This is a genomic window from Chachezhania sediminis, assembly GCF_009765275.1.
GTDB lineage: Bacteria > Pseudomonadota > Alphaproteobacteria > Rhodobacterales > Rhodobacteraceae > Chachezhania > Chachezhania sediminis.
In genome coordinates this window covers 165,673-191,829 of the sequence record NZ_VOPH01000008.1, presented here as the reverse complement: position 1 = coordinate 191,829, position 26,157 = coordinate 165,673, and the positions used below count along the sequence as shown (strand labels likewise).

Below are 26,157 nucleotides of genomic sequence, written 5' to 3'. Positions count from 1 at the left end.
TCATGACCGGTGCCATTCCGGTCTTCCTGAAGCCCACGCGGAACAGCTGGGGCATCATCGGCCCGATTCAGCGGACCGAGTTCGAGCCCGAGGCGATCAAGGCCAAGATCGCGGCGAACCCGCTGCTGGAAGGTGTGGACCCGGAAACCGTGAAGCCGCGGATCATGGCGCTGACCCAGTCGACCTATGACGGCGTCCTTTACAACACCGAAGTGATCAAGGACCTGCTGGACGGCTATGTCGAGAACCTGCATTTCGACGAGGCATGGCTGCCCCATGCGGCGTTCCACCCGTTCTATGGCACCTATCATGCGATGGGGCGGAACCGGCCCCGGACCAAGCACTCGCTGACCTTCGCCACGCAGTCGGTCCACAAGCTGCTGGCGGGGATCAGCCAGGCAAGTCACGTCCTGGTGCAGGATTCGCAGGAGGTGCCGCTGGACCGGCACCTGTTCAACGAATCCTACCTGATGCACACATCGACGAGCCCGCAATATTCGATCATCGCCAGCTGCGACGTTGCGGCGGCGATGATGGAACCGCCGGGCGGCACCGCGCTGGTGGAAGAAAGCCTGATGGAGGCGCTGGATTTCCGCCGCGCCATGCGCAAGGTCGACGAAGAATTCGGCAACGACTGGTGGTTCCAGGTCTGGGGTCCCGATGCGCTGGCCGAAGAAGGCATCGGCCGCACCAAGGACTGGGAATTGAAGCGCACCGACAGCGAAGGTGTCGAAAGCTCGGGCGAGGATGCGTGGCACGGTTTCGGCGACATGGCCCGCGGCTTCAACATGCTGGACCCGATCAAGGCCACGCTGATCACACCGGGTCTGAACATCGACGGCCGCTTCGAAGAGACGGGCATCCCCGCCTCCATCGTGTCGAAATACCTGGCCGAACATGGCGTGGTGGTGGAAAAGACCGGGCTCTACAGCTTCTTCATCCTGTTCACCATCGGCATCACCAAGGGCCGGTGGAACACGCTGGTGGCCGCGCTGCAGCAGTTCAAGGACGACTATGACCGGAACCAACCCCTGTGGAAGGTCATGCCGGAATTCAGCGCCAAGCAGCCGCGCTACGAACGGATGGGACTGCGGGACCTGTGCCAGCATGTCCATGCGCTTTATGCAAAATACGATGTGGCCCGTCTGTCGACAGAGATCTACCTGTCAGACCACCACCCGGCCATGACCCCGACCGAGGCGTTTTCCCACATCGCCCGCCGCAAGACCCAGCGCGTGCCCATCGACGAGATCGAGGGCCGGATCACCACCAGCCTGGTCACACCCTATCCGCCGGGCATCCCGCTGCTGATCCCGGGAGAGGTGTTCAACCGCAACATCGTCGACTACCTGCGCTTCAACCGCGATTTCGCCCGCGAATGCCCGGGGTTCGAAACGGACATCCACGGCCTTGTCCGCGAGGAAGGCGAATTCGGCGAAGTCAGGTACTTCGCCGACTGCGTCGCGGAGTAGCCGCGCCGGGCAGGGGGCCTGTTCGTCCGCCGGGGTGCCGGCGGGCGGAACGCCCGGCATGTCGGCCGGGGCAGGTTCACTGCTGGATCTCGTGCCGCGGCAAAGCGACATTGGCGGTTTCGCTTTCCTGTTCCGCGGCAGAGGTGCCAGCAGCCCAAGGGCGCCCAGTCCGACTGCAAAACGTCCCATAATCCGTGTTGCCATTCCCGCGGATGACCTGTGCATGCCTTTTCGTCGACAGGAAAGTGGAAGGTCGCAGGCCGTCCAAGCCTGCGCCGTGGAGAGTATCCGGCACGACCTCGAACCTCTCATGACTTTTAGTCATTTCGTTCCGACTTTTTTGCAGATTTGCGACGACCCTTCTCCGTGTCAGGATTTTGCCAGCCTTTGCATGACTGTCGGGGCGAAGGCGGGTTTGGTGACTGTTTTCATCCGGTTGGACGGTGCGCCCGCCTTTCCCGGACGTCAGAACCCGGCTGCCGGCGCCGACCAGACCTGGACCTGGGGATTTGACGACAGACCTTTCCGACTTCGCCCATGACATAAACGCGCTGTTTTCGGCCTTTGACCGGCCGGACAGCCCCGGTGCCGTGCTGCTGGTCCGGCACCACGGGCAGGAGGTTTTCTGCAATGCCTGGGGTGCGGAAAGCCTGACCTTCGGGCGGATGCTGACCCGAAGGTCGGTCATCCGGATCGGGTCGCAAAGCAAGCAGTTCACCGTCCTTCTGGCCCTGATGCTGGAGGCCGAAGGCAAGCTGTCCATGTCCGACCCGGTGCAGAAGCACTTTCCCGAACTGCCGGTCTTCGACCACCCGGTGACGCTGTACCATCTGGCGACGAATACCAGCGGCTGGCGCGATCATTTCCAGGCGCTGGTCCTGTCCGGCATCTCTCTCTATGCGCCCAGCACGCGTCAGGCGACCCGCGACCGGATCGCCCGGCAGGAAGCGCTGAACTTCGCGCCCGGCTCGGCGCTCAGTTACTCCAACAGCGGCTTCGTCCTGCTGTCCGACCTGATCGAGAAGATCGAAGGCAAGCCTCTGGGCGATGTCCTGAAAGAACGGATCTTCGACCCGCTGGGCATGGCCGACACCTTGCTGGTGGGCTGGGACGGGCTGGCGGTGCCGGGGCTGGCCAGCCACTACTGCACCGACCCCGAAGGCTGGTTTCAGCGCAACTGGGGCCTGCCCATCGGCGGCGAAGGGGGTATCGCCTCGACTGTCGACGACACGGCGCTATGGCTGGACAATTTCGACACCGCCCGGATCGGCACGGCCGAGATGCTGGCGCGGATGCAGACGCCGCCGCACTTCCCTGGCGGTCAGGTCAGCGGCTATGGCATGGGGCTGGTGATCCACGATTACCGCGGGCGGCGCTTCGTTGGCCATGGTGGTTCCGTTGCCGGGGGGCGGTCGGAAAACGGGCGTTTCGTCGATGACGGCCTGTCGGTCGTGCTTCTGGGCAATTGCGATACGGTGGAACCGCTGGCGACCGTGCGGCGCGTGGCCGATCTGTGGTTCGGCGATGCGGAACCGCCGGTGATGCCGTTCAAGCCCGGTCGCTATCGCCAGGACGGCGGGCGCGACGTGCTGGTGGTTCGGGACCACGCCGGCGGGAAACAGATGATGTCGGCCGGGACCGTCTTCGAACGGCTGGACTGCACGCCGCCCGAAGGCGCCGCGCGCGAGGCCGGATTGATCAGCGCCCATTACAGGCCGACCGATACCGGGATCGCGGCCGACTATTGCGGTGTGGCCCAGACCTACACCCCCGTACCCGACGACGCGCAGGCGGCCCGGCCGCTGACCGGGCGCTATCGCCAGGACGTGCAGGGCTTTGACGTGGCCATCGACACGGACCTGCGGCAGGGAAGGTTCCTGCTGACCTCGGACCAGGGCGTTTTCCGCGGACATCTCGCGGCCGTGGACCGCGATCTGTGGATCCTGCGGGCCGGAGAGGTGCCGAAAGACGGGCCGCCGGCCCGCGCCGTGCCATGGATGGCTGCGCTGCAGGCGGTCGATGGCGGTTTCGTCCTGGATACCGCCCGCAACAAGGGCCTGACCTTCAAGACAACCGAACAGTAACCGCAACAAACAGAGAGTATGACCCCGATGGACCCCAGAAAGATGTCGCCGCAGGAGTTCGATGCGGCCGCGCGTGCCTATCTGAAATCTTTCGTGCAATCCCGTCGCGGCTTCCTGGGCGGTGCCGCCAGCCTTGGGGCACTGGCGCTGACCGGCCTGCCGGGGATCGCCCGGGCCGAAGGCGGTTCCGGCGTGCTGCGCGTCGGTCGTGCTGACGAACCGGATTCGCTGGATCCGCAGAAGACCAACCTGTCGATCTCGTCCGCCACGCTGGCCTATATCGTCGAACCGATGGCCAAGCGCGACGTCGACGGCAACCTGGGCCCGGGCGTCGCCGAAAGCTGGGAGTTCACCAACGAGAACAAGACCCTGATCTTCAGGCTGAAGCCCGACATGGTGTTCCAGGACGGCACACCCCTGAATGCCGAGGCGGTGGCCTGGTCGGTCCGGCGGCACATGGATCCGGCGACCGCTTCGCCGTCGAAGGGGATGCTTGGCCCGCTGGTCGATGTCGAGGTGCTGGACGACCTGACCATCGCCTATAACTTCGAAAACGCGTTCATCCCGGTCTTCGTGGGCCTGTCGAACCCCTATACAGGCCCGCTGTCTAAGGCGGCGGTGGAAAAGGAAGGCGATGCCTTCGGTCGCGCGCCCGTCGCGGCAGGTCCGTTCAAGTTCGAAAGCTGGTCGTCCGACCGCGGTATCCGGCTGGCCCGGAACGAACTTTACGGTCCCATCGATGAACCCCCGCTGATCGAGGCGATCGAGTTCATCCAGTACCCCGAGGACACGACCCGTCTGGCCGCCTTTGAAACCGGCGAGATCAACGCCATGTTCAACAGCGGATCGGTCCCCGTCACCGCCATCGGCCGGCTGAAGGACAACCCCGACGCGATCGTGATGGAGCGCCCGTCGGAACGGTGCTGCACGCTGATGTTCAACCTGAACATGGCGCCCCTGGACGACATCCGGGTGCGGCAGGCGATTTCCCATGCCATCGACACCGACGTCGTCGTGGCCTTCGGGATCGACGGTCAGGCCGTGCCCGCGACCTCTCCGGTCGCCAGCGCCATCCCGGGCTATTCGCCCGCGACGAAGGAAATGGGCTATGGCTACGATCCGGAAAAGGCAAAGGCCCTGCTGGCCGAAGCCGGGGTCGAGCTGCCGCTGAAGCTGGAACTCTTGTCCAAGGAAGAACCGATCACCCGCCGCACCTGCGAGGTGATCCAGGCGCAGCTGGCCGAGGTCGGCGTGGAACTGTCGCTGGGCCTGACGCCCGTCGGCGACTGGATCAAGCGGGCACGCGCGGGCGAGGGCGACCTGAACCTGATGACCTACACGTTCTCGGACGCGGACATCATGTTCATGTGCTTCCATTCCACCGGCTCGCTGAACTTCGTCCACCAGCTGCCCGAAGGCACCGATGCCAAGCTGGAGCTTCAGCGCACGCTGGCGGTTCCGGCCGAACGGCAGGCGGTGCTGGACGAGCTTCAGGCCATGGTGATCGAGGACGCGCTGTGGAAGCCGCTGTACGAGCCGATGAGTTTTGGCGTGGTGGCGTCTGACGTGCATGGGGCGGTGATGGATGCCCGCGGCGCGGTCCGGGCGGAAAAGATCACCATTTCCTGACCTGATGCTGCGCCTTCTGCTTCCGCGGCTGCTTCAGTCGGTCGTCATCCTTCTGGGGGTCACGCTGGTCGTGTCCTCGCTGATCAAGCTCATCCCGGGCGACCCGGTCGATATCATATCGGCCGGCGACCCCAGCATGACGGTCGAGGATCTGGACCGTCTGCGGGAGCAGATGGGTCTGAACCGGTCGGTGTTCGAACATTACATCGCCTATCTCGGGGGCGCCGTTCAGGGCGACCTCGGCACCTCGCTGCGCCAGCACATGCCGGTGGCGGATCTGGTCTTGGAACGGGTGCCCGCCACCGCCGAACTGGCCTTCTGGGCCATGGTCTTCGGCCTTGTCCTCGCCGTGCCTCTTGGCGTCGTCACCGCCCTGAAGCGGGGCAGCTGGGTCGATTACGGCGGCACCGTGGTTGCCGTTCTGGGTGTGTCGACGCCCAGTTTCCTGCTGGCCGTGATGATGATCCTGTGGTTTTCCGTCGACATGCGGATGCTTCCCGCGTCCGGCTATCGCGGGTCCGCTCTGGGTGCGTTGTTCACCCTGGATTTTGCCGGTTTCGTGACGACGATCCGCTATTTCCTGTTGCCTGCAATCTCTCTTAGCTTCGTGCTGGTGGCCGTGAACGCGCGCCTGATCCGGTCGGCCATGCTGGAGGTGCTGGAGCAGGACTATATCACCTTCGCCACGGCCAAGGGTGTCCCGCGGATGGTCATCATCCTGCGCCACGCGCTGCGGAACGCGCTGCTGCCGGTGGTCACCATGCTGGGGCTTCAGGTCGGATCGCTTCTATCCGGCACGGTCGTCATCGAAAACGTCTTTGCCTGGCCCGGGATCGGCCGGCTGGCGGTCGATGCGATCCACAACCGTGACTATGCGGTGATCCAGGGGGTCGTCCTGATCTCGGCCGTGCTCTTCATTGCGCTGAACCTTGTCGTCGACGGGCTTTACCGGATCATCGACCCGAGGGTCGGGTCATGACGGACGAGACCGCAAGCCTGCCGTCCAGCGTCTCGCCTACACGCACCGGGTTCCTGTCGGCCCTGATCCGCAGCCCCAAGGGGCTGAGCGGCCTGATCCTGGTCCTGTTTATCCTTTTCTGTGCGATTGCGGGCCCCTGGATCATGCCCCACGATCCGGTCCACCAGTCGCTGTTTTCCCGCTTTGCCCCGACAGTCTGGCAGGAGGGCGGGTCCGCCAAGCACCTTCTGGGCGGTGACAACATGGGCCGCGATATCCTGAGCAGGACCATCGCGGGTGCCCGCATCTCTGTCCAGGTGGCGGTGATCGTGGTGTCCATCGCGCTGGTCGCCGGTTCGCTTCTGGGCGCGCTTGCGGGCTTTTTCGGCGGCTGGCTGGATACCGTGATCATGCGCATTGTGGACTTCCAGCTGGCCTTTCCCTTCCTGCTGCTGGCGCTGATCTTCATGGCGGTGCTGGGCCCGGGTTTCACGACCCTTGTCGTGGCGCTGTCCATGGGCTTCTGGATCAACTTCGCCCGCGTGGTCCGAAGCGAAACCCTGCGGATCCGCAAGCTCGATTACATCGATGCCGCGATCACCATGGGTGTGTCGCGGGCGCGGATCATCCTGACCCATGTCCTGCCCAACGTCCTGCCCGCCATGCTGGTGGTCGCCACGCTGGACGTGGCCCTTGTGGTCCTGTCCGAGGCGGGGCTGTCCTTCCTTGGCCTGGGCGTCCAGCCGCCCACGATTTCCTGGGGGATGATGATCGCGGACGGGCGCGACTATCTTTACCAGCAGCCATGGATCGTCATCGCTCCGGGGATCGCGGTCCTGATGACCTCGGTCGGGATCAACCTTTTCGGCGACTTCATGCGCGATCACTTCGATCCGCGGCTGGAAAGGACAAGGACATGAGTGCCCCCGAAAGCATGCCCGTGCTTCAGGTCCGTGACCTGACCATCGACTACCCGGGCCGCGGCGGGCTGACCCGGGCGGTCGACGGCGTCAGCTTTGCCTTGGGCGCGGGGCGCGTGCTGGGCGTCGTGGGCGAAAGCGGATCGGGCAAGTCTTCCATCGGGATGGCGGCCATGGGCCTGACAGAGGCATCCCATGCGGTGATCGGGGGCGAGATGAAGTTCGCCGGGACCGACCTGGCAAAGCTGAAGGGCCAGGGCTGGCGCAGCCTAAGGGGCGAGCGTGTGTCGATGGTGTTCCAGGACGCGATGGCCACGCTGAACCCGGTCCTGCGGGTGGGTGACCAGATTGCCGACATGTTCCGATATCACCGGCCGCAGATGTCGAGAAAGGCGCGGCGGGCGGCCGTGCTGGACCTTTTGGAACAGGTCGGGATCCGCGATGCCGACAAACGGATCGACAATTATCCGCACGAATTGTCGGGCGGGATGCGCCAGCGGATCGTGATCGCGGCGGCCATCGCGCTGGAACCCGAACTGCTGATCGCGGACGAACCGACCACCGCGCTGGACGTCACCGTGCAGGCCCAGATCCTGGATCTGATGCAGGACCTGATCCGCGAACGCGAGATGGCGATGCTGTTCATCAGCCACGACCTGGATGTCGTGGGCGATATCTGCGACGACGTGGTGGTCATGCGCCATGGCAAGATCGTCGAGGCCGGGCGGGTGGACGACGTCCTGATCCGACCCCGGCACCCCTATACGCAGGAGCTTCTGGCCGCCCGTCCCCAGTTCCGCACGGCCGAGGTCGCGGCGGTGCAATCCGGGGGCTCCCATGCCTGACGTGCTTCTGGACGTGACCGGCCTGCGCCGCGAATTCGACCTGCCGGGGGGCCTGTTCCGCCCCAAAGGCAGCATGGTGGCCGTCGACGATGTCAGCTTCCGCATCCACAAGGGCGAGGCCTTCGGCCTTGTCGGCGAAAGCGGATCGGGCAAGTCGACCATCGGGCGGATCGTCGCCCGCCTGACCGATCCGACGTCGGGCAGCGTCACCTTCGACGGGCGGGACTGGCTGGGACTGAAGGGGCAAACACTCCGCGCGGCCCGGCAGGACGTGCAGATGGTGTTCCAAAGCCCCTATGCCTCGCTCGACCCGCGCTGGCGGGTGCGGGACCTGTTGGCGGAGCCGTTGAAGGCCTGCACCGACCTGAAGGGTGGGGCGATCCTGGACCGGTCTGTCGAACTGCTGGATCAGGTAGGGCTGGACCCGGCCTGGCTGGACCGGTTCCCGCACCAGTTTTCCGGGGGCCAACGTCAGCGGATCGCCATCGCCCGCGCGCTGGCGCCGGGGCCGAAGCTGCTGATCGCGGACGAACCCGTTTCGGCGCTGGATGTCTCCAGTCAGGCGCAGGTGCTCGATCTTCTGCGCAGGATCATCCGCGAACAGGGGCTGTCGCTTCTGTTCATCAGCCACGACCTGTCGGTGGTCGATCACCTGTGCGGCACGGTGGGCGTCCTGAACCGCGGCCAGCTGGTGGAATGGGGGCCTGTCGATCAGGTCTTCCGGGCACCGCAAACCGATTACACCCGCCGCCTGATCGCGGCGATTCCGGGCCAGCGCCGCCGTGCGCTTCAGGCCGCGGGCCCCACCGCGCAGGACACCATCCATTGAAGATCGGAAAGACCGTCATGAAAATTGCCGCCGCCGGTTTCCAGCATGAAACCAACCGCTTTGCCGGGCGCACCTCGCCCCGGTCGGATTTCGATGCGCCGGGTGGCTGGCCCGCATTCAGTCGTGGCGAGGAGATGGGCGTGACCATGCGCGGCACCGGCACGCCGATGTCGGGCGCGCTGCAGGTGGCGGACGATGCGGGCGTCGAGATCCTGCCGATCCTGTGGTGCATCGGCCTGCCTTCGGGTCCGGTGGAAGACGACGCGTTCGAGGATATCGCGGGCGAGATCTGCGAAGGCTTCAAGTCGGCGCTGGAACAGGGGGCCGGTGCGCTCTACCTCGACCTGCACGGCGCCATGGCCACGATCACTCACCCGGACGCGGAGGCAGAGCTGCTGCGCCGCCTTCGCCAGATCGCGCCCGCGCCCTATCCGATCGCGGCGTCCTTCGACCTGCACGGCAACATCCCCGAAGGGCTGGTCCGGGATCTGACGCTTCTGGATTGCTATCGCACCTACCCTCACATGGACCTGAAAGATACCGGCGCCCGGGTAATGGAACGTCTGATCGCTCATCTGAACGGCGTCCCGGCGCCGGTTATAGCCTATCGGGCGGTGCCCTATATCGCGCCGCCGTCCGACCTGTGCACCTTCCTGGAACCGGCCAGGACCCTCTTGGCCGAGGCCGAGGCGATGGTCCGCACCACGCCGGGCCTGCATGCGGTCAGCCAGTTTTCGGGGTTTCCACTGGCGGATGTGCCAGAGGCCGGTCCGTCCATCGTCGCGCAGGCCGAAGACACCCGGACGGCCGAAGAAGCCGCCGACCGGATGCTGCAACGCTGGATCGAGGTGGAAGGTCTTCTGGATACTCCCCGCCTGCCTGCGGCGGAAGCGGTGGCCCAGGCCATGGCGCTGACCCAGGGACCGGGCACCGGGCCGGTCGTCATTTCCGACACACAGGACAATCCGGGTGGAGGCGGGTCGGGCGACACGACCGGCATGCTGCATGCGCTGCTGGCGGCGGGCGCGCGCGGGGCGGTGATGGTCCATATCGCGGACGAAGCCGCCAGCCGTGCGGCGCACGAAGCGGGCGTCGGCGGCGTGGTCGCGTTGGCCATCGGGGCCGGAACCACCGCGGACCTGTGCGATCCGGTGCCGGGTCCCTGGACCGTGATCGCACTGGGAGACGGGGCCTTTACCGGCATCGGGCCCATGTACCGCGGCAATGCGATCCGGCTTGGGCCGGTGGCACTGCTGGAACGGGACGGCGTGCGCGTTATTGTGGCACCGCGCAAGATGCAGGCCTCGGAACCCGGGCTGCTCGTGCATCTTGGCCTGACGCCCGAAGACCAGGGGATCCTTGTCCTGAAAAGCTCGGTCCATTTCCGTGGCGCTTATCAGCCCATGGCCCGTGCCATCCTGATCGCCGAGGCGCCGGGGCGCGTCACGTCGGACCTGGGCCAGCTTGAATTCCGGCTGGCCCGGCGCAGACTGGCCGGAACTCCGGCCTGACTGCGACCGGGGCGGGAGACGGGGAAATGGCCAGCCAGCCCACCCGGATCGCGGTGATCGGTGCCGGCATCGTCGGCGTCTGCACTGCCATCGAGCTGCGGGCGCGGGGCTTCGACGTGCTGCTTCTGGATCCCGAACCGGCAGGCGGGCCGCAGGCGGCGAGTTACGGCAATGGCGCCTTCATCAGCCCGGCCTCGATCCTGCCGATGTCCTTTCCGGGGATCTGGCGGCGGCTGCCGGGCTATCTGATGGATGCAGAAGGGCCACTGGTGATCCGCTGGCGGTCGGTCCTGCCGAACCTGCCGTGGTTCTGGGGCTTCCTGCGGGCAGGGTCCACCTGGCCGCGGCTGTCGCGGATCGCGGGGCACCTGAACGCGCTTCTGGCGGACGCGCCCGCGCGTCACCAGGCGCTGGCCTGTGCGGCCGGGGCGGGGCACCTGATCCGGCGCACGGGTCTGATCTATGCCTTTCCCGACCGCGCCGCCTATCAGGCAGAGGTGCGGTTCTGGGACCTGCGCCGCCGGCACGGCGTGGCGCTGGAGGAACTGGACACCGAAACGCTGCGCGCCCGCGTTCCCGCGCTCAGCCCGGCCTATCGCTTCGGTATTCAGGTCACCGGCGGGGCGCATTGCACCGACCCGGGCGGTTTCACCGCCGCGCTGGCCCGCTGGGCCGAGGCGCAGGGCGTGCAGGTCATTTCCGCGCGGGCGACCGGGTTTCAGGCCGCGGACGGCCGGCTGAGCGCCGTCCACACTGCCTTGGGCCCGATCCGCTGCGCCGCGGCGGTGGTGGCGGCGGGATACGGCGCGCGCGGGCTGGCGCGGCTGGCCGGCGACCGGATCCCGATGCTGGCCGAGCGCGGGTATCATGTCGAGGTCGCATCGCCCCGGGTGGCGCCGGAGATTCCGGTCATGCCGCAGGACGGCAAGATGGCGAACACGCTGACTGCGGGCGGGCTTCGGGCCTCTGGTCAGGTCGAACTGGCCGCCGACGGGACGCCGCCCGACTGGGGGCGGGCAAACCTGCTGTTGCAGCAGTTGTTGCGCACCTATCCCGGGCTGGGCCCGGTCGATTCCGACGCGGTGCGGCGTTGGCAGGGGAACCGCCCGTCGACGCCCGATGCGCTGCCGGTGATCAGCGCCTCGCTGGCGCTGCCGGGGCTCTACTATGCCTGCGGTCACGGCCACAGCGGCTTTGCCGCGGCGCCCCACACGGCGGCGATGGTCGCCGATCTGGTCGAAGGGAAGGGGAACCGGCTTGCGGAAACCGCCTTTTCGCTGGCGCGCTTCATGCGGCGACGGGGCAGGGCCAGGTAGGTCTATCCGGGCGGCCTTCGGGATCGGGCCGAAGCTGCATGTCGGCGGCAACCCGTCACGGGCGTGACATCAGGGATGTCCGACCGGGCCTGCCCCGGCTTGCGTCCCCGACCCAAGGCGGGTCAATTGGGGCATTCCTTTCCGGTGCCCCATGCGACGTTTCCTGCCTTCCCTTTCGGCCCTTCAGGCCTTCGATTCCGCCGCACGCCACATGAATTTCACCAAGGCGGCCGAGGATCTTTCGCTGACTCAAAGCGGGATCAGCCGCCAGATCGGCAACCTGGAAAGCCGGCTGGGGGTGACGCTGTTCGAACGTGTGGGGTCGCGTCTGGTGCTGACCGATGCCGGCCGGGACTACGCCCGAGAGGTGCAGCAGCTTCTGGATCGGCTGGAGGAGGTGTCGATCGACGCGGTCCGCGGCCGCAAGGCCAGCCAGGCTTTGACCATCGGCACCCAGCCGACGCTGGGTGCGCGCTGGCTGATGCCTCGCCTGAAAGGGTTCGCCACCGCCCATCCGGACATTCCGCTGGAACTTGTGGCGATCAACGCCGGCAGCGACGTGTCCGACCTGCCTGTCGATCTGGCGCTGCTGCGGGGGCGCGGGGCCTGGATCAATGCCCGGTCGCTGGAGCTTTTCGCCGAGGAACTGGTGGCCGTGGCCGCGCCCGATCTGTTGGAGCGCATCGACACGACCGGGCCGCTGAACTTCCAGACCATGCCGACACTTCAGAACGCCCGCCGCCCCAGCTTGTGGCTGACCTGGCTTCGGGCCACCGGGCAGGAGCCCGCGGGTTTCATCCAGGGGATGCGCTTGCCCTATGCCGACCTGGTGATTCAGGCGGCATGCGAGGGATTGGGGATCGGCCTGGTGCCGCTGCATTACGTGCAGGCGGAACTGGAGACCGGGCGGCTGTGCCAATGCTTCGGGGGTCCGGTCGCGTCGGGCGAAAGCTACTGGGTGGTGATTTCGGACCACCGGCAAGCGCACCCGTACGTGGCCGAGATGCGCAACTGGCTTATGCGGCACCGCTAGGGCAGGCCGCGCGAAGGGTGCGTCGCCGGACGGCAGGGCGGCGCACATCATGGTGGCACGATGCGCTGCGCCCCGCCAGTTGCGCCCCGGTTGCCACGGCGGGCGCCGCGTCAGAAGACGAAGCGTACCTGCACACCGGCGCCGATGTCGCGGGTCGTTTCCGACAGGCCGGCATTGGCGTTCAGGCTGATCGTCGACCCCTTCTTCGTAAGGATGTCGAGACCAAGACCAAGGTCCAACCGTGTGCTGTCCATCTTTGTCTGTGCGCTGAAGTCCAGGCCGCTGGCGCCCATCGACACGAAGTGCCCGGTCGCGCGGGGTGTCGCGTCGCCCAGGAACTGGGTCAGCCCGACATGGCCCGAAAGCCGCGTCTGCGTACCGCCGCGGGACTTGTAATCGCCCCAGAATGCCAGCGACGGGCGCAGATGATAGATCGTCTCGCTGGCCGGATCGATATCCAGCGCATAGGCGGACGATGGCGTTTCCTGGAAGGAACTGCCGTTCAGGTAAGTGGCCCCCAGTTCGACCTGCGGGCGCCAGGTCATGCGGCCAGACTGCAAAGTCCACGCCAGCCTTGCGCCCCCGCCGGCAGTCGTCGGGCGATAGGACCCGTCGACGCCGATGCCGCCAGGCGCCTGACGGCTGGTGTCGAAATTGCCGGTGCTGAAGGCGGCATAAACGCCGTATTCCATCGTGCCCGCCTGCCGGCTGAGCGCGCCGCCGATCAGGAACTGGTAACCGTCGGCGCTGCCCTTGTTGTCGTTGCCGGTGATGTTGTGCCGTTCATAAGCCAGCGCCCCATCCAGCTTCCACATGTCGGCAAAGGGCATGCTGGACCCGCCCGCGATTTCATAGCTGTCCTGGCTGAAGCCCAGGTTGTCGCCCTTGGCGTCCTGGATGAAATGCCGACCGCCCACGCGGATCCAGCTGCAGCCCGACCCGTCGTCGGCCCCGCCCGCCTGTGGCGACTGGCGTTCGCAATTGATCAGGCGTTCGGCAAAGCGCAGCGACGACAGGTAGGCCGCCATCTGGGTATCGACCACGATCTCCATCCCCAGAGAGTTCAGCGAACCGACATAGCCCCGATCGCTTTCCCGGGTCATGAGTTCGCTGAACAGTTCCGGATCCAGTTCGCCCCGGCGATAAAGCTGGTGAAAGTAGCGGGCCAGGCGGTCCTGGTTGTCCCGCGCCAGGTTGGTGACGGAGTCCTTCACGAAGTTGATATCATAAGAGAGGTGCAGCTTGCCGGCTTCCAGCTGGACAAGGCCGTACTGGCCCACGGCGGACGGGACGATCGTCAGTTGCGACAGGTCGTTGCTGGCCGGACCGTTCAGGATGACGTCCATCTGCGCGCCTTCCGGTCCCGGGGTCGAGTTGATGAAGTTCGCCGCGACCCGGCCGCGCAGTTGCGTCGCGCCGTCGACCTGCAGCGTGTCGGTCATGGCCGCTGGATTGGTCGGATCGACATCGATCTGGATGATCCCGTTATCGCCGTTGACGAAATCGCCGGTGACCCGGGTCCGCCCGATAGTGCCGTCGCCATGGACCGTAAGCGTGCCGTTGTTGACGACGCGGTCGACATCCAGACGCCGGCCGGCATGGATCGTGCCGCCCTGGCGGTTATTCAGGACGACGCCCGACGCCTTGTTGATGTCGCCGGTGATGGTCCCGGTGTTGTTGATCGTCAGGTCGGTGTCCAGCGCGTAGATCGCGATCCCGTCGATCCCCGCCTGTGAGGAGACGGAGCCCGAATTGTTCAGGACCGAACTGCCCGGGCCCCGGAACATCAGGCCCGCGCCGTCTTCGGCGCCTGCGACCACGGCTTCGGTGCCGCCGGTGACGGACCCGGCCACGTCGATCTCCATCATGCCGGACCCGTCGCCGGTCGAGGTGACGACAACGCCATGGGCACCGGCGCCGGTCACGTCGATGGCGCCGTCGACGACGACCTTCACCGTGGTGCCGGTCGTCTTGTTGCTGCCGCTGCCGCCCGCCGACTGCGCGAAGATCCCGTGCGAGGCCACGCCGGACGTGCGGATCGTGCTGCCCCGCGCCAGCGAGACATTGACATTGCCGCCACTGCCCTTGCCACTTTGCGCGCCGATCCGGGCCGCGGCCCCGGTCGAGGAGGGCGTGACATTGCCCTGCAGGCCGCCGCCGCCGCCAAGGCTTTGCGCCAGGATCCCCACCGAATGGTCGCCGGTGGTGGTGATGTCGCCGGTCTGCATAACGATGATGGTGCCTCCGTCGCCCTTGCCGCCGCGGTCACCCAGTTTCGACCCGAAGGTTGCGGAACTGCCGAAGACCAGCGCGCCGCCCAGGCCGCCGCCGCCGCCGACGGACTGAGCAACGATGCCGTGGGCATTCGACACCTGGCCTTCGGCCGCGCCCGTCGTGGTGATGGATCCCCGATGGTTGATGGTGATCGCCCCGCCATCGCCGGTGACCGACGTGTGGCCGGTCACATCCACGCTGCCCGTGGCGTTTTCGCCCGCAGCCCCGAAGGAGGTCCCGCCTCCGCCGCCGATGGATTGGGCTAGGATCCCCACGGAATACAGGCCCGCGGTCGCCACGTCGGTGCCGATATCGGTGATTGTGATCGTGCCGCCGTTGCCGGATTGCCCGTGTTCGCCACCTACGACGATGGACACGTCCTTGATATCGACAGAACTCTGGTTGCCGGCATTGCCGCCGCCGCCGCCGATGGACTGGGCGAAGATGGCCGTACTGGCATCGCCCGCGGTGGCGATCGTGGCATTGCGGTTGGTCACCGCGACGGTCCCGCCGTCACCCGCGCCGCCGCCAGAGCCGCCAACCGTGATCGTGTGGGAACTGCCCTTGCCTGCGGCCTCGCCGCCCGATCCGCCGCCCGCACCGACCGACTGGGCAAAGATCGCATAGGCATTGCTGCCGGCGGTCGCGACATTGGCCGAGTTCGTGACCATGGCCGTGCCGCCGTCGCCCCCGGCCTTGCCCTGTCCGCCGATAAAGACGTTCAGGCTGGTCCAGGCGCTGGCGGTGGTCCAGGCGTTCTGGTTCGGGTTCGATTGGGGCACGACCTTGTTCAGATAGTTCGTGATCTCGGACGCGGTCTTGGAAGAGGTGAAGCTCGACAGGCCCTTGCTGGCGGCACCGCCTGTGCCGCCGCCGCCGCCGACGCTTTGCGCCATGATCGCGTGGGCGCTGTCGCCTGTGGTGGTCACGGCGGCCTTGTTGGTCACGATGGCCGATCCGCCATTGTTGCCCTTGCCGCCGTTGCCGCCGACCGCAACCTGAAGCGCGCCCGAGACGCTGGAGCCCGTGTTTCTGGCCGCGTCCTTGCACACCTTGGTCTTGTTCACGTAGACAAGGTTGCAGGCCGCGGTGAAGCTGAAGGAATAGGTCGACACGGCGCCACCGTCGCCCCCGCTGCCGCCCACCGACTGGGCGAAGATCCCCCGTGCCGCGGTGCCCGCGGTGTTGATCGTGCCGGAATTCGTGACGATGGCCGCGCCCCCCGGCGCGCCGGACCCGCCGGACCCACCGACCTCGACATTCAGGCTGGCCGCGACGGAATTGCCCGATCCGCCCGAGGACAGACTGCCCAGCGTCACGATGGCATTGCCGCCCGATCCGCCCTGGCCGCCATTGCCGCCCACGCTTTGTGCGTTCAGCCCGTCCGAGGACGTGCCGGCCGTGGTGATCGCGCCCGAATTTGTGATCGTGGCATTGCCGGTCTTGGCGCCGTCGCCGCCCGATCCGCCGATCACGACATTGGCCTTGATCTGGTTCTTGGTGTTCGACCCTGCGTTCAGCAGCACATTGTAGGAATTGCCACCCGCGCCACCGTTGCCGCCGATGGACTGGGCTAGGATCGCGTCGGCATTGTCGCCCCGGGTGGCAACGGTGCCCTCGCTGGAGACAGTGACGTTGTCCGAAGCCCCGCCATCGCCGCCCTTGCCGCCGACATCGACCGCGACATCCACGGAAGAGGTCGAGCCCGCGTTGATCGTGCCGGAATAGACCGCGCCGCCCGATCCGCCGTCGCCGCCGACGCTTTGCGCCAGGATGGCGATGCTGCCGAAATCGGCGGTGGCAAAGTCGGCCTCCGACTCTACGGTCACGGTCTTGCCCGCGCCGCCCTTGCCGCCGCCGCCGCCCACGGCGACGGTAACGCTGGTGGCGGGTATGTCGTCTTCTCCGCCAACCGATATGCCTCCGGTCATGGCAAATCCGCCATTGCCGCCATTGCCGCCCTGGCTGATCGCCTGAAGGCCGATGGCATTGACACCGCCGGTCCGGACGGCGGCACCCGCATCCAGCGTGACATCGACTGTGGACGCGGTGCCGCCGGTGCCGCCGGTGCCGCCAAGGGCTACGCCGACATTGCCCTGGCTGACCGCTGTCGCGGAAATGGCCGCTCCGCCCAGGCCGCCATTGCCGCCCAGGCTCATCGCGACGATGCCGTGGGACAGGTCGCCTGCCGTGGCAACATCGCCCGCCACGCCGACATCGACCGTGCCGGCCGTGCCGCCCTTGCCGCCGGCGCCGCCCAGCGACACGCCGACCGAGGCGGCGCTGGCCGCCGCACCGGACACGGCATAGCCGCCGATGCCGCCGGACCCGCCCAGCGACATGGCCGCAAGGCCCGTCGCATGGTCGCCCGTGGTCGCGATGCCGCCGACCGAAACGCTGACCGCGCCGGCGGTGCCGCCGCCGCCGCCCTTGCCGCCGACATTGACGCCGACATCGCCCATCGAGATGCCGTTGCCGGTGAAGGCCACGCCCCCGGTGCCGCCGCTGCCGGCGACCGACAGGGCGGTGACCCCGCCCGCCATTCCCCGGGCTGTCGTGACCGGCCCCGTGGCGATGACGGTCACGTCGCCGCTGTCCCCCGCATCGCCGCCGGTGCCGCCGATAGAGGCGTTTATATCTGCCGTGCCCCCCGGTGTGATCGCGCCCGTGGCATAGGATGCCCCGCCCGATCCGCCGATGGAGGTCGCCAGGACGCCCTGCGCTGCGGCACCGGCAGTCTGGATATTGCCGTTCGAGTAGACCGCGACAGCCCCGCCTGCGCCGCCCTTGCCGCCATTTCCGCCGACCGAAAGGTCCACGCCGACATCCGACAGGCCGCCGGTGATCACGTTGCCGGAATGGCCGCCGCTCCCGCCGGTCGATGTCGCATAGATCCCGTGCCCGTTGTCGCCGCTGGTGGCGATATCGCCCGCGGTGGCATCGGCGGTATTACAGGCCTGGGCGCCGGTAGCGGTGCCGTTGCAGACGGTCACCGCGCCACCCCTGCCACTGCCGGATCCGTTGCCGCCGACGGCTGCGCTGATCCCCGTCTCGCCCGCAGTGGCCGCAACGGTGGTGCCGGCATTGCCGCCGCCGCCGCCGATCGACATGGCCGCGATGCCGATGCCGTTCGCTCCAAGCGTCTTGATCTGTGCCAGGTTGTCGACGGTGACTGTCCCGCCGTCGCCCGCGGCACCGCCCTTGCCGCCGAAAGCCAGCGCGATCGAGGCCGTGCCACCGGCCGAGACCGAGATCGCGTTGCCCGCCGTGCCGCCACCGCCTCCGGTCGAGGTCGCGACGATGCCCGAGGAATTGTCGCCGCCCACGGCGATCACGGCAGTGGCTTCGGTCCGGGCTGTGACGGACCCGCCATCGTTGCCTTTGCCACCGTTGCCGCCCATGGCCAGCGAAAAGCCCGCGCCCACGGCCAGGGTGTTCGACCCGTGGCCGCCGCCGCCGCCCACGGACTGGGCAAAGAGGCCGTCGGCCCCGGTGCCTGCCGTCTCGATCTGCGAGGTCAGGTTGACCTCGACCGCGCCTGCGGTCGCGCCGGATCCGCCGCTGCCCCCGATGCTGACCAGACCGCTGGTCGACGAGGCAGAACCGCCGCCGCCGCCGACGCTTTGCGCCAGGATGCCCACGCCGTCGCCGCCGCCAGTGGTGATGTCGGTGCCGACCGATACCTGCACCTGCCCGCCGGCCCCGCCATGGGACCCGGCCCCGCCGATGGACACCACGGCAGAGGCGCTGCCGCCGTCGCCACCGCCGCCGCCGATGCTTTGCGCCACGATCCCGCGGCTCAGGTCGCCGGTGGCCGAGAACGCCCCGCCCGTCGTCGTGACCGCCACCGGTCCGCCATTGCCCCCGGCCGAGCCGGAGCCCGACAGGGACACGATCCCGGACGACGACGATCCTTTGCCGCCGCCGCCGCCAATGCTTTGAACGAAGATAGCGTCGGCCGCTTCGCCAGTGGTGCTGATCCCGTCGGCCGCACCTGCTGCGGTGAAGGCCGCGACGGCCTGACCGCCATTGCCGGCGGATTCGGACGAACTGCCATAAGCGACGATGGCGCTGCTCTGCCCGCCATTGCCGGCAAAACCGCCGACGCTTTGGATCAGAAGTCCCGTCGCATCCGCGCCCGAGGTGGCCAGTTGGCCAGAGACGCTGGCATGCGCCTCGCCCCCGGGACCGGCGCCGGATCCGGCCCCGCCGGTGGCCTTGCCGAAGACGCCATTGGCCTTGCCGCCGTCGCCCCCGGCCCCGCCATAGCTGCGGACCGCAATTGCAGGCATGTTGCCGTCCCGGGTGCTGACCACCAGCCGGTGATCGGTGGTCGTCACGACCTCGGCCAGCCCGCCGGATCCGCCGACACCGCCATCGCCGCCGGTGGCACCGCCACCGCTGTTGCCGTCGCCACCCTGTCCACCGTCGCCGGCGATGCTTTGCACCAGGATGCCCAGGCCGTTGACGTCACTGGCGACCGTTGTGGTGCCCGCCGCGGTCGACCGGACCGATGCCGTGCCGCCATCGCCGCCCTGACCGCCATGGCCGCCAGTGGCATGGGTCGTCAGGCCATTCTTGGCCTTTCCACCGTCGGCCCCATTGCCCGCCGTGCTGGCCACGAAGATCGATGCGGTTTCGGCATTGAAGAGATTGGTCCCCTCCAGCTCCAACGCGACGTTCCCGCCATCGCCTCCGGCCCCGCCGGCGCCGGCCCTGGACTTGTAATCGGCGGAATAGGACTTGCCGCCGTGTCCGCCATCGCCGCCTGCGGAGAGGATCTGCAGCCGGCCGGACTGTCCCGAAAGGGTCACGTCGGACAGCACCTGCGTAACCGCGCCGCCCTTGCCGCCGTCGCCGCCCTTGCCGCCGGTCCCGTCGCCCAGGGTCACGGAATCGCCCTTGCCGCCGTCACCGCCCTTTCCGCCGGTCGAGGCGACGATCCAGCCCGTGTTCGTGTCGATCGCGGTCGACGCGACGGTCGCGTTGACGGTGGCCCCGTCGGCGCCGTTGTCCCCCGCGCCCCCCTTGGCGCTACCAGAGCCCTTCTTGTCCGGATCGCCCGCCTTGCCGGCATCGCCCGTGCCAGTCACCACGATGGCATATCCGAACGAGGCGGCTTCGAAATCGATGGCCCTGTCGGCGTTGAAGCTGAAATTCATGGTCGGCGTGCCGGGGCCGGCGGTGACGAAGCTGGCGATGCCCGGCGGCGAATCCGGCGTGGGCGGCCGATAGGGCGAAGTATTGGTCAGCTGCTCGACCGTGAAGCTGTAGGTGGGCGTGCCTGTGACGTTGCCCACGGAGTAGGACAGGAAACCGTCATATTCTCCGGTGCAGGTCCGGTCGTCGCCGTCCTGGCTGCAGGTGGCCGCCATGGTCAGTTGCGGCAGGATCGCCAGCGTGGTGCTGCCTGCCAGAAGCGCCAGCGTCCGCCGGCATGTCATGCGGGACCTTGGGGATCGGCCTCTTGCATCCGGTGCAAGATCCTGCCGGTTTCTGGTCATGGCACTCTCCCCCCTTGCGTCGACGTCCGCTGGCGTTGCGGCTCTGTTCCGAAGGAACCCCAGTTCCGTGGGTTCCCTGAAGACATCCGCGCGTGATCCCGCTTGCGTAGCCGCCTGGGTGAGGTTGCGTGGGTGACTTAGCGTAACCGTGAGCAAGTGCGCAGGCCGGGTCAAGGCGCGAGTTCGGCTGTATCAGTCTGAAATCATGCGTCAATCGGAGGGAAAACCGTCAACGGGTTTGTCTTTTCGCGGCTTGAGCGGGCAGTTTTCCGTCAGACCGACGGCGCAGGTATCCACCGGTCAGCACAGCGATCCCGACCGGGTCGCGGGTCCGGAACGACAAGTCCGAAACGGCCATGAAGTCCGGATTTTTCAATGGGCTGTTCGTGTTATGCGCGACCAGGCCGCCTTGCGGCCGGATGTCCCGACCCCGACCCGATAGGCGCCGGGATCCGTCGGGTCGCGCCGGACGCGTCCCCATCGGTCACGGTTGCCCGGCATCCCCGTTCGGGCGACCGACCGAACGTTCACGCAGCTTTGAACCGTGTTGGCTGCGTGCCGCGCAAGGTGCCGGCGCCCCTGCAATGGCCGGCGTTGCCCCGGCTTTCCGGCACCTCTGACATGTGTTCAGCCGGGTTTGCCCTGCTCCAGGACGGTCTGGACCGCCTTGGCCAGCGTTTCGACCGTGAAGGGCTTCTGCACCATGATACAGGGAGGAAAGTCGGCAAGGGAATCAGGCTGACCGCCATAGCCGCTGGCCAGGATGAAGGGCACGCCCCTTTCGTTCAGGTATTTCGCGACCGGCAGGCTGGTTTCCGAACCAAGGTTGATGTCCAGAACCGCCAGTGTCAGGCTGTGGGCATCGGCGATCCTGAAGGCCTCGGCGACGGAACCGGCGACATGGGCGGCCTTTGCCCCGAATTCGCCCAGGATGTCGGCGGCGTCCATCGCGATGATCAGGTTGTCTTCCACGACCATCACCGGCCCCGACAGCAGGGCCGTGGCATCCGGTTCCGGTGCGGGGGCAGGCGCGAGCGTTTCCAAAGCCTCGGTCCGGCGTTCCACGAAACGTTCGGCAACCCGGAACGTGGCATGCACGCCGGTCAGGCGAAAGTCGATCTCTGCCGTGCCGGCCAGTTCGAAGGGGATCGACTTTTCGATGATCGTGGTCCCGAAGCCGCGCCGGGTAGGGGCCTGGACCACCGGCCCGCCTGTTTCCTGCCACTCGATCCGGACAAGGCCGTCCCCCTCGAAGGCGCAGGCGACTTCGACCTTGCCCGAAGGCACCGACAGGGCACCGTACTTGACCGAGTTGGTGACCAGTTCGTGGAACACCAGCGCCATGGTCGAAAAGGCATCGGGCGCCAGGTCGATTTCGACCCCCCCGATGTCGATCCGGTCTTCGTCGCCATCCAGATAGGCGCGCAGTTCGGTCTTCAGCAGTTCGCGGAAGGCCACCGGTTTCCATTCGGTTGCCGTCAGCTGGTCATGGGCCTGCGCCAGGGCACGGATCCGCCCGTCGACCGCGGTGGTGAACCCGTCGAGCGAGGTCGCGGTCGCACGGGACTGTTTCACAAGCGACCGGATCAGGCCCAGGATATTGCGCACCCGGTGGTTCAGTTCGGCGATCAGAAGCTCTTGCTGATCCTGGGCGCGCTTGCGTTCCAGGTTCATCTCGTCCGACAGTTTCAGGATGACTTCCAGCAGCGTGACCCGGATGGCCTCGGCCGCGCGCAGCGCCGTGGGCGACCATTGTTCGGACCGGCTGCCGACCTCTTCCTTCCATATCTCGAAACTTTTCCGTGGGGTCAGCCGCGCGCCGAAGGACCCGACCTCGACCGGCTTGTTCGGATTTCCGGCCCAGGCGACCTGCCGGACCGCCTCGGTCCGGAAGAGGACGATGTAGTCCCGGGGCTTGCGCGAGATCGGGATGGCCAGGATGCCCGCGCAGCAGTCCAGCACGTCCCCGATGGACGGCAGGCGCGCGACCAGGTGATCGGTGGCATAGACCCGGGACGCGGCCGAAGTGTTCAGGAACCGCGCGATCTTCTGGAAGTCCTCGAAGCCGGGCGTCGATCCCTGGGTCAGGTACTTGCCTTCGGAATAGAGCGCGATGCCATCGAACTTGATGACCTTCTGGATTTCGGCAGCGATGCCGCCGAACCCCTGTTCAAGGTCCTGGTTGCTGCCCAGTTGCATCATCAGCTTGTCGTGCAGCTTCTGGGCGCGGCCCGTCGTCTCGGTCAGCGCGCGGGCTTCGCGCCGCTCGATCTCGTAGGCATAGAACTGCGCCAGAAGCTCGATCGCGGTGCGGCGTTCGTAATCGATGTAAAGCGGTTCGCGGTGATGACAGGCGAAGAGGCCCCAAAGCTCTCCTCTTATGACGATCGACACCGACATGGACGCCTGCACCTTCATGTTCCGCAGGTATTGCAGATGGATCGGCGATACCGCCCGCGTCACCGCCAGGGACAGGTCCAGCGGCTGTCCTTCGGGGCTGAACTGCGGCACGATGGGCGAGACCTCGTCTTCGACGTCGGCGATCAGGCGCAGAAGGCTGCGCTTGTACAATTCCCGCGCCTGGCGCGGAATGTCAGAGGCAGGGAAGTGCAGCCCCATATAGGTCACGGGGTCCTGTTCGTCTTTCGCTTCCGCGATGACGCTGCCGTCGCCTTCGGGGCCGAACTGGTAGACCATGACACGGTCGAAGCCTGCCAGTTCCCGCAGTTGTTTCGCTGCCATGGCCGAGACGTCGACGATCCCGCCCTCGGCCGAGACGCGGCGCATCATCGGCGTTACGATGGCCATCTCGTCATGGTCGGTGCCGCGTGTCTTGGGCTCGAACTCCAGCACGAAACTCAGGTTCGTCTGGTGCAGACTGATGTCGTAAAGTCTGCCGTCCTGGAACACGTCGAAGCCGAACACGCGGGCCATCGAATTTTCGGTGCTGGTCGCCCGCAGCCGTTCGCGCAGTTTATCGATCGTGCGCTCGGGCAGAAAGTCGTTCAACACGCAACCGACCAGATCCTCTGCCGGTAATCCAAGGATCTGCGCCGTGTTCTGCGAGGCGTGCTGGACGATCCAGTCGGCAGAAATCGCGATGAGCGCACCGAACGACTGGACATTGCCCAGAAGGTGAATGGGTTCGCGGTCGCAGTTGGTCAGGTCAACCGGTGTATCGGTCTGGATAAACGGGTCGGTCATGAAAGCTTTTCGGATTGAAGGTTCATGGTATCGACGCACGCCGAATAGAAGATCGCGAATGCCCTGCACGCGTCGTCGACGGTCTTGCGTCCGGCCCCGGTGTCGCCGGGCATTGTCGACAGGCGTGCCGCCAGAGCCTTCCACGCGGACAGGTCCGGTTCCCGTTCGAAGATGCCGGTACGGTCCCCGGGGCCGAGTTCCTTGCGAAGGACGGTCAATCCCAGCTGGGACCCGAGCGCCACATAGGCCACCGCGTCCGCGCTTAGCCGTCGGTGTCCGGCGTCGCCGTATTGCGGGCCCTTGCCATCGGCAAACCCGTGACGTCTTGCCATGTTGGCCATATGGGTCAAAAGAGGCTCTGCTTCCGCAGCCTCGCCACGGCAGGCCGCCTTCAGGCGGGCGAACCCGCGAAGCTGGATCGACGAAAAGGTTTGCCGGTCATCGCTGCGGCGCAGATCCAGACGAGACATCAGATCATCGACGCTGTCGTGCGATGCACGGGTTGCCAATCTTAGGGCGTGCCGCAGACTGGTGTCCGCATCGATGGTGGTCTCTCTCAATTTCTATCAATCTGACTGATCAAGGCGCATTTGTTGGTCGACTATGTCAACACGGAACTGGCGGGAAGGTTCCCCTATCTTTGATGGAAAGAAAAGTAGCTATCGCTTGCGCCGCTTCCAAACCCCGCTGCGCGAAGCAGACCGGGTGGCCTGACAGTCTGCCACCTTCTGCCCTGGCGGCACGTGCGTGGGGCGGGGCAGACCAGCCTATACCATAACTGGCAGGAAGCCGACGACGGAGAACCGCTCGCGCGGCCTTGCGGCCGGCGGCACCGCGATGTCAGCAGGCGGTGTCATCAGTGTGTGCGATAGGAGCGATTGCCGAGATCCCGAAGACAGGGTCATCGTAGGGGGACGAGGTGCTGCGAGGGGCGCGTCGACCGTGCCCAAATGGGGAAAGCAGGCAGCAGACGCGAGCGGTGCCCTGCCTCGAGATCAGGGTCGCGATCCGCCACCCAGCCCGGAGCGCGTCATTACCGCGTGCGGGGTCGATGCCCTTTGCCTCAGGCATCGACCTGAACGTACCGCTCCCGGCTGCGCAGTGGTAGGCCCGGGATCGGGTTCGCCGTCCGGGATTACCGGAACGCGCAGCCTTCCTTCACGCCGATGGCCTTGAAGATCATGGCCGCCGGGCAGAAGCCGGTGAAGGCCGACTGGATCAAGTTGACCCCGATGAAGACGGTAAACCACACCCACAGCGGATGAACGAACAACGTCAGCACCACGCTCAGCAGGATCATTGTGCCGGCAAAAGCCAGTACAGCACGGTCGAGGGTCATTTTTAGGTTCCTTGTCTAATGTCGTCCAATGGCGGGCATGCCGCTTCTTTCGGTCAGATAGGCGCGCGGACCTTCACATTCAATAACTTGAATTTAAAAATGACGCCAGGTTTTATGTGGGCCATCGGAGCGGCGATACGGCCTGCCCTTCTATCCTAGGGACCTGCGGTGTCCCGGACGCATCATCCCGCGAGGGTATCGTGCGGTCCCGGTGTGCTGGTCTCCGGTGACGGAACCGCCGGAGGGCGGACCGTCCCCGGTCCTGCACGGCCTCCGGAACCTGGGTTGGATCAGTAGGTGCAGCGCCCGCCCGAAATGTCGAAGGTCGCGGCGGTCGAAAAGGAACAGTCTTCGCTGCACAGCCACAGAATCAGGCGCGCGATCTCGGCCGTTTCGACGAAGCGGCCCATGGGGACATTTGCCAGCAGGGCGCGCTGCCGGTCCTCGTCCATGCCGCCGAAGATGTCGGTCGGGCTGGCCGAGGGCGTGACCGCGTTGACCAGCACGCCGGTCCGCGCCAGTTCCTTGCCCAGCGATTTGGTGAAGGCGATCTGCGCGGCCTTGGAGCAGGCATAGGCCGAGACGAAAGGATTGCCGTCCTTGCCCGCGGCCGAGGATACGTTGACGATCCGGCCCCAGCCCAGGGCGGCCATCTGCGGAACCAGCGCGGAACAGCAGTGGAACGTGCCCATCAGGTTCACGCCCATGACACGGGCAAAGGTGTCGGCCGGGTAGTCCCCGACCGCCGCCCGCGGACCCAGGATGCCGGCATTGTTCACCAGGATGTCGACCTTGCCGAACCGGTCCAGCGTCCGGGCCGCGGCGTCCTTCACCTGTGCCTCGTCCGCGACGTCAACGGGCACGGTCAGCGTGTCGTCCCCGACCTTCGCCGCCGCGGCCGCCAGCGGGTCGGGCTGCCGTGCCCAGAGAGCGACCCGCGCACCGCCCGCCGCCAGCTTCAGCGCCACGTCCAGCCCGATGCCCCGGCTGGCCCCGGTCACCACTGCCACCCGGCCGGTAAAGGCGCCCCCGGCTTCCGATATGCCTGCCATTGCGCTTCCTCTTGTTGTCTCGCCACAAAGTGTGCAATCGTTTCCTCAAACACATCGCAGCCGTCGATGCGCCGGGCAACAGCAATCTTCAGCCACGCCCGGGAAAACGGAGGGGAGATGAGGGTGGCGCGATCCGCGGATTGACGTGAGTTCATTTGAGCCCGTCGAAATGCCTGAGATACTCAGA

15 protein-coding genes are annotated in these 26,157 nt (G+C 66.7%); 10 read left to right on the top strand and 5 right to left on the bottom strand.

The genetic code is table 11. The features are described from left to right. From FQK05_RS20355 to FQK05_RS20310, 10 genes are all read left to right on the top strand, one after another. On the top strand, positions 1-1,472 hold a 1,472-nt coding region (locus FQK05_RS20355), incomplete at its 5' end, for an Orn/Lys/Arg family decarboxylase (RefSeq protein ID WP_199252723.1). A gap of 509 nt (positions 1,473-1,981) precedes the next feature. Then, complete coding sequence (locus FQK05_RS20350; protein WP_158970316.1) at positions 1,982-3,556, top strand: serine hydrolase domain-containing protein; 1,575 nt, start codon at positions 1,982-1,984, stop codon at positions 3,554-3,556. 27 nt (positions 3,557-3,583) lie between these two features. Further along, positions 3,584-5,185, top strand: a complete 1,602-nt coding sequence (locus tag FQK05_RS20345) for an ABC transporter substrate-binding protein (protein WP_158970314.1) — start codon at positions 3,584-3,586, stop codon at positions 5,183-5,185. Positions 5,186-5,189: 4 nt separating this feature from the next. Then, on the top strand, positions 5,190-6,164 hold the full coding sequence (locus FQK05_RS20340) for an ABC transporter permease (RefSeq protein ID WP_199252722.1): 975 nt from the start codon (positions 5,190-5,192) through the stop codon (positions 6,162-6,164). Further along, positions 6,161-7,063: an ABC transporter permease gene (locus tag FQK05_RS20335; protein ID WP_158970312.1), complete on the top strand. Its 903-nt coding sequence runs from the start codon at positions 6,161-6,163 to the stop codon at positions 7,061-7,063. Before FQK05_RS20340 ends, FQK05_RS20335 begins: the two co-directional genes overlap by 4 nt. Continuing rightward, positions 7,060-7,908: an ABC transporter ATP-binding protein gene (locus FQK05_RS26235; protein WP_233270602.1), complete on the top strand. Its 849-nt coding sequence runs from the start codon at positions 7,060-7,062 to the stop codon at positions 7,906-7,908. The genes FQK05_RS20335 and FQK05_RS26235 overlap by 4 nt, the downstream gene beginning before the upstream one ends. Continuing rightward, the gene (locus FQK05_RS26230) at positions 7,901-8,737 is read left to right on the top strand and encodes an ATP-binding cassette domain-containing protein (RefSeq protein WP_158970310.1); all 837 of its coding nucleotides are present in this window, start codon (positions 7,901-7,903) and stop codon (positions 8,735-8,737) included. Before FQK05_RS26235 ends, FQK05_RS26230 begins: the two co-directional genes overlap by 8 nt. Positions 8,738-8,754: 17 nt before the next feature. Next, positions 8,755-10,248 carry a M81 family metallopeptidase gene (locus tag FQK05_RS20320; protein ID WP_158970308.1) on the top strand — a complete coding sequence of 498 codons (1,494 nt, stop codon included), beginning with the start codon at positions 8,755-8,757 and terminating at the stop codon, positions 10,246-10,248. Between the two features lie 26 nt (positions 10,249-10,274). Next, the gene (locus FQK05_RS20315; RefSeq protein ID WP_158970306.1) at positions 10,275-11,564 is read left to right on the top strand and encodes an NAD(P)/FAD-dependent oxidoreductase; all 1,290 of its coding nucleotides are present in this window, start codon (positions 10,275-10,277) and stop codon (positions 11,562-11,564) included. Between the two features lie 151 nt (positions 11,565-11,715). Beyond that, the gene (locus tag FQK05_RS20310; protein ID WP_158970304.1) at positions 11,716-12,597 is read left to right on the top strand and encodes a LysR substrate-binding domain-containing protein; all 882 of its coding nucleotides are present in this window, start codon (positions 11,716-11,718) and stop codon (positions 12,595-12,597) included. A gap of 110 nt (positions 12,598-12,707) precedes the next feature. On the opposite strand, the gene FQK05_RS20305 is transcribed toward FQK05_RS20310, so the two are convergent. The 5 genes from FQK05_RS20305 to FQK05_RS20285 form a co-directional block, all read right to left on the bottom strand. Next, a complete protein-coding gene (locus FQK05_RS20305) occupies positions 12,708-20,315 on the bottom strand; it encodes an autotransporter outer membrane beta-barrel domain-containing protein (protein ID WP_158970302.1) in 7,608 nt (2,535 codons plus the stop codon). Positions 20,316-21,002: 687 nt separating this feature from the next. Continuing rightward, on the bottom strand, positions 21,003-23,579 hold the full coding sequence (locus tag FQK05_RS20300; protein ID WP_158970300.1) for an HWE histidine kinase domain-containing protein: 2,577 nt from the start codon (positions 23,577-23,579) through the stop codon (positions 21,003-21,005). Continuing rightward, the gene (locus FQK05_RS20295) at positions 23,576-24,139 is read right to left on the bottom strand and encodes a heme oxygenase-like domain-containing protein (RefSeq protein WP_158970298.1); all 564 of its coding nucleotides are present in this window, start codon (positions 24,137-24,139) and stop codon (positions 23,576-23,578) included. The genes FQK05_RS20300 and FQK05_RS20295 overlap by 4 nt, the downstream gene beginning before the upstream one ends. Positions 24,140-24,714: 575 nt before the next feature. Continuing rightward, positions 24,715-24,918, bottom strand: coding sequence for a YgaP family membrane protein (locus tag FQK05_RS20290; RefSeq protein WP_158970296.1), 204 nt, complete (start codon positions 24,916-24,918; stop codon positions 24,715-24,717). Positions 24,919-25,208: 290 nt separating this feature from the next. After that, entirely contained in the window at positions 25,209-25,970 is a 762-nt protein-coding gene (locus tag FQK05_RS20285; RefSeq protein ID WP_158970294.1) for an SDR family NAD(P)-dependent oxidoreductase, read from the bottom strand. Positions 25,971-26,157: the final 187 nt, after the last annotated feature.

Excerpts from the sequence above, each read along its gene's own strand:
- FQK05_RS20345 (WP_158970314.1), top strand. The coding sequence starts at position 3,584 with ATGGACCCCAGAAAGATGTCGCCGCAGGAGTTCGATGCGGCCGCGCGT.
- FQK05_RS20340 (WP_199252722.1), top strand. The coding sequence starts at position 5,190 with ATGCTGCGCCTTCTGCTTCCGCGGCTGCTTCAGTCGGTCGTCATCCTT.
- FQK05_RS20335 (WP_158970312.1), top strand. The coding sequence starts at position 6,161 with ATGACGGACGAGACCGCAAGCCTGCCGTCCAGCGTCTCGCCTACACGC.
- FQK05_RS26235 (WP_233270602.1), top strand. The coding sequence starts at position 7,060 with ATGAGTGCCCCCGAAAGCATGCCCGTGCTTCAGGTCCGTGACCTGACC.
- FQK05_RS26230 (WP_158970310.1), top strand. The coding sequence starts at position 7,901 with ATGCCTGACGTGCTTCTGGACGTGACCGGCCTGCGCCGCGAATTCGAC.
- FQK05_RS20320 (WP_158970308.1), top strand. The coding sequence starts at position 8,755 with ATGAAAATTGCCGCCGCCGGTTTCCAGCATGAAACCAACCGCTTTGCC.
- FQK05_RS20315 (WP_158970306.1), top strand. The coding sequence starts at position 10,275 with ATGGCCAGCCAGCCCACCCGGATCGCGGTGATCGGTGCCGGCATCGTC.
- FQK05_RS20310 (WP_158970304.1), top strand. The coding sequence starts at position 11,716 with ATGCGACGTTTCCTGCCTTCCCTTTCGGCCCTTCAGGCCTTCGATTCC.
- FQK05_RS20305 (WP_158970302.1), bottom strand. The coding sequence starts at position 20,315 with ATGACATGCCGGCGGACGCTGGCGCTTCTGGCAGGCAGCACCACGCTG.
- FQK05_RS20300 (WP_158970300.1), bottom strand. The coding sequence starts at position 23,579 with ATGACCGACCCGTTTATCCAGACCGATACACCGGTTGACCTGACCAAC.
- FQK05_RS20290 (WP_158970296.1), bottom strand. The coding sequence starts at position 24,918 with ATGACCCTCGACCGTGCTGTACTGGCTTTTGCCGGCACAATGATCCTG.
- FQK05_RS20285 (WP_158970294.1), bottom strand. The coding sequence starts at position 25,970 with ATGGCAGGCATATCGGAAGCCGGGGGCGCCTTTACCGGCCGGGTGGCA.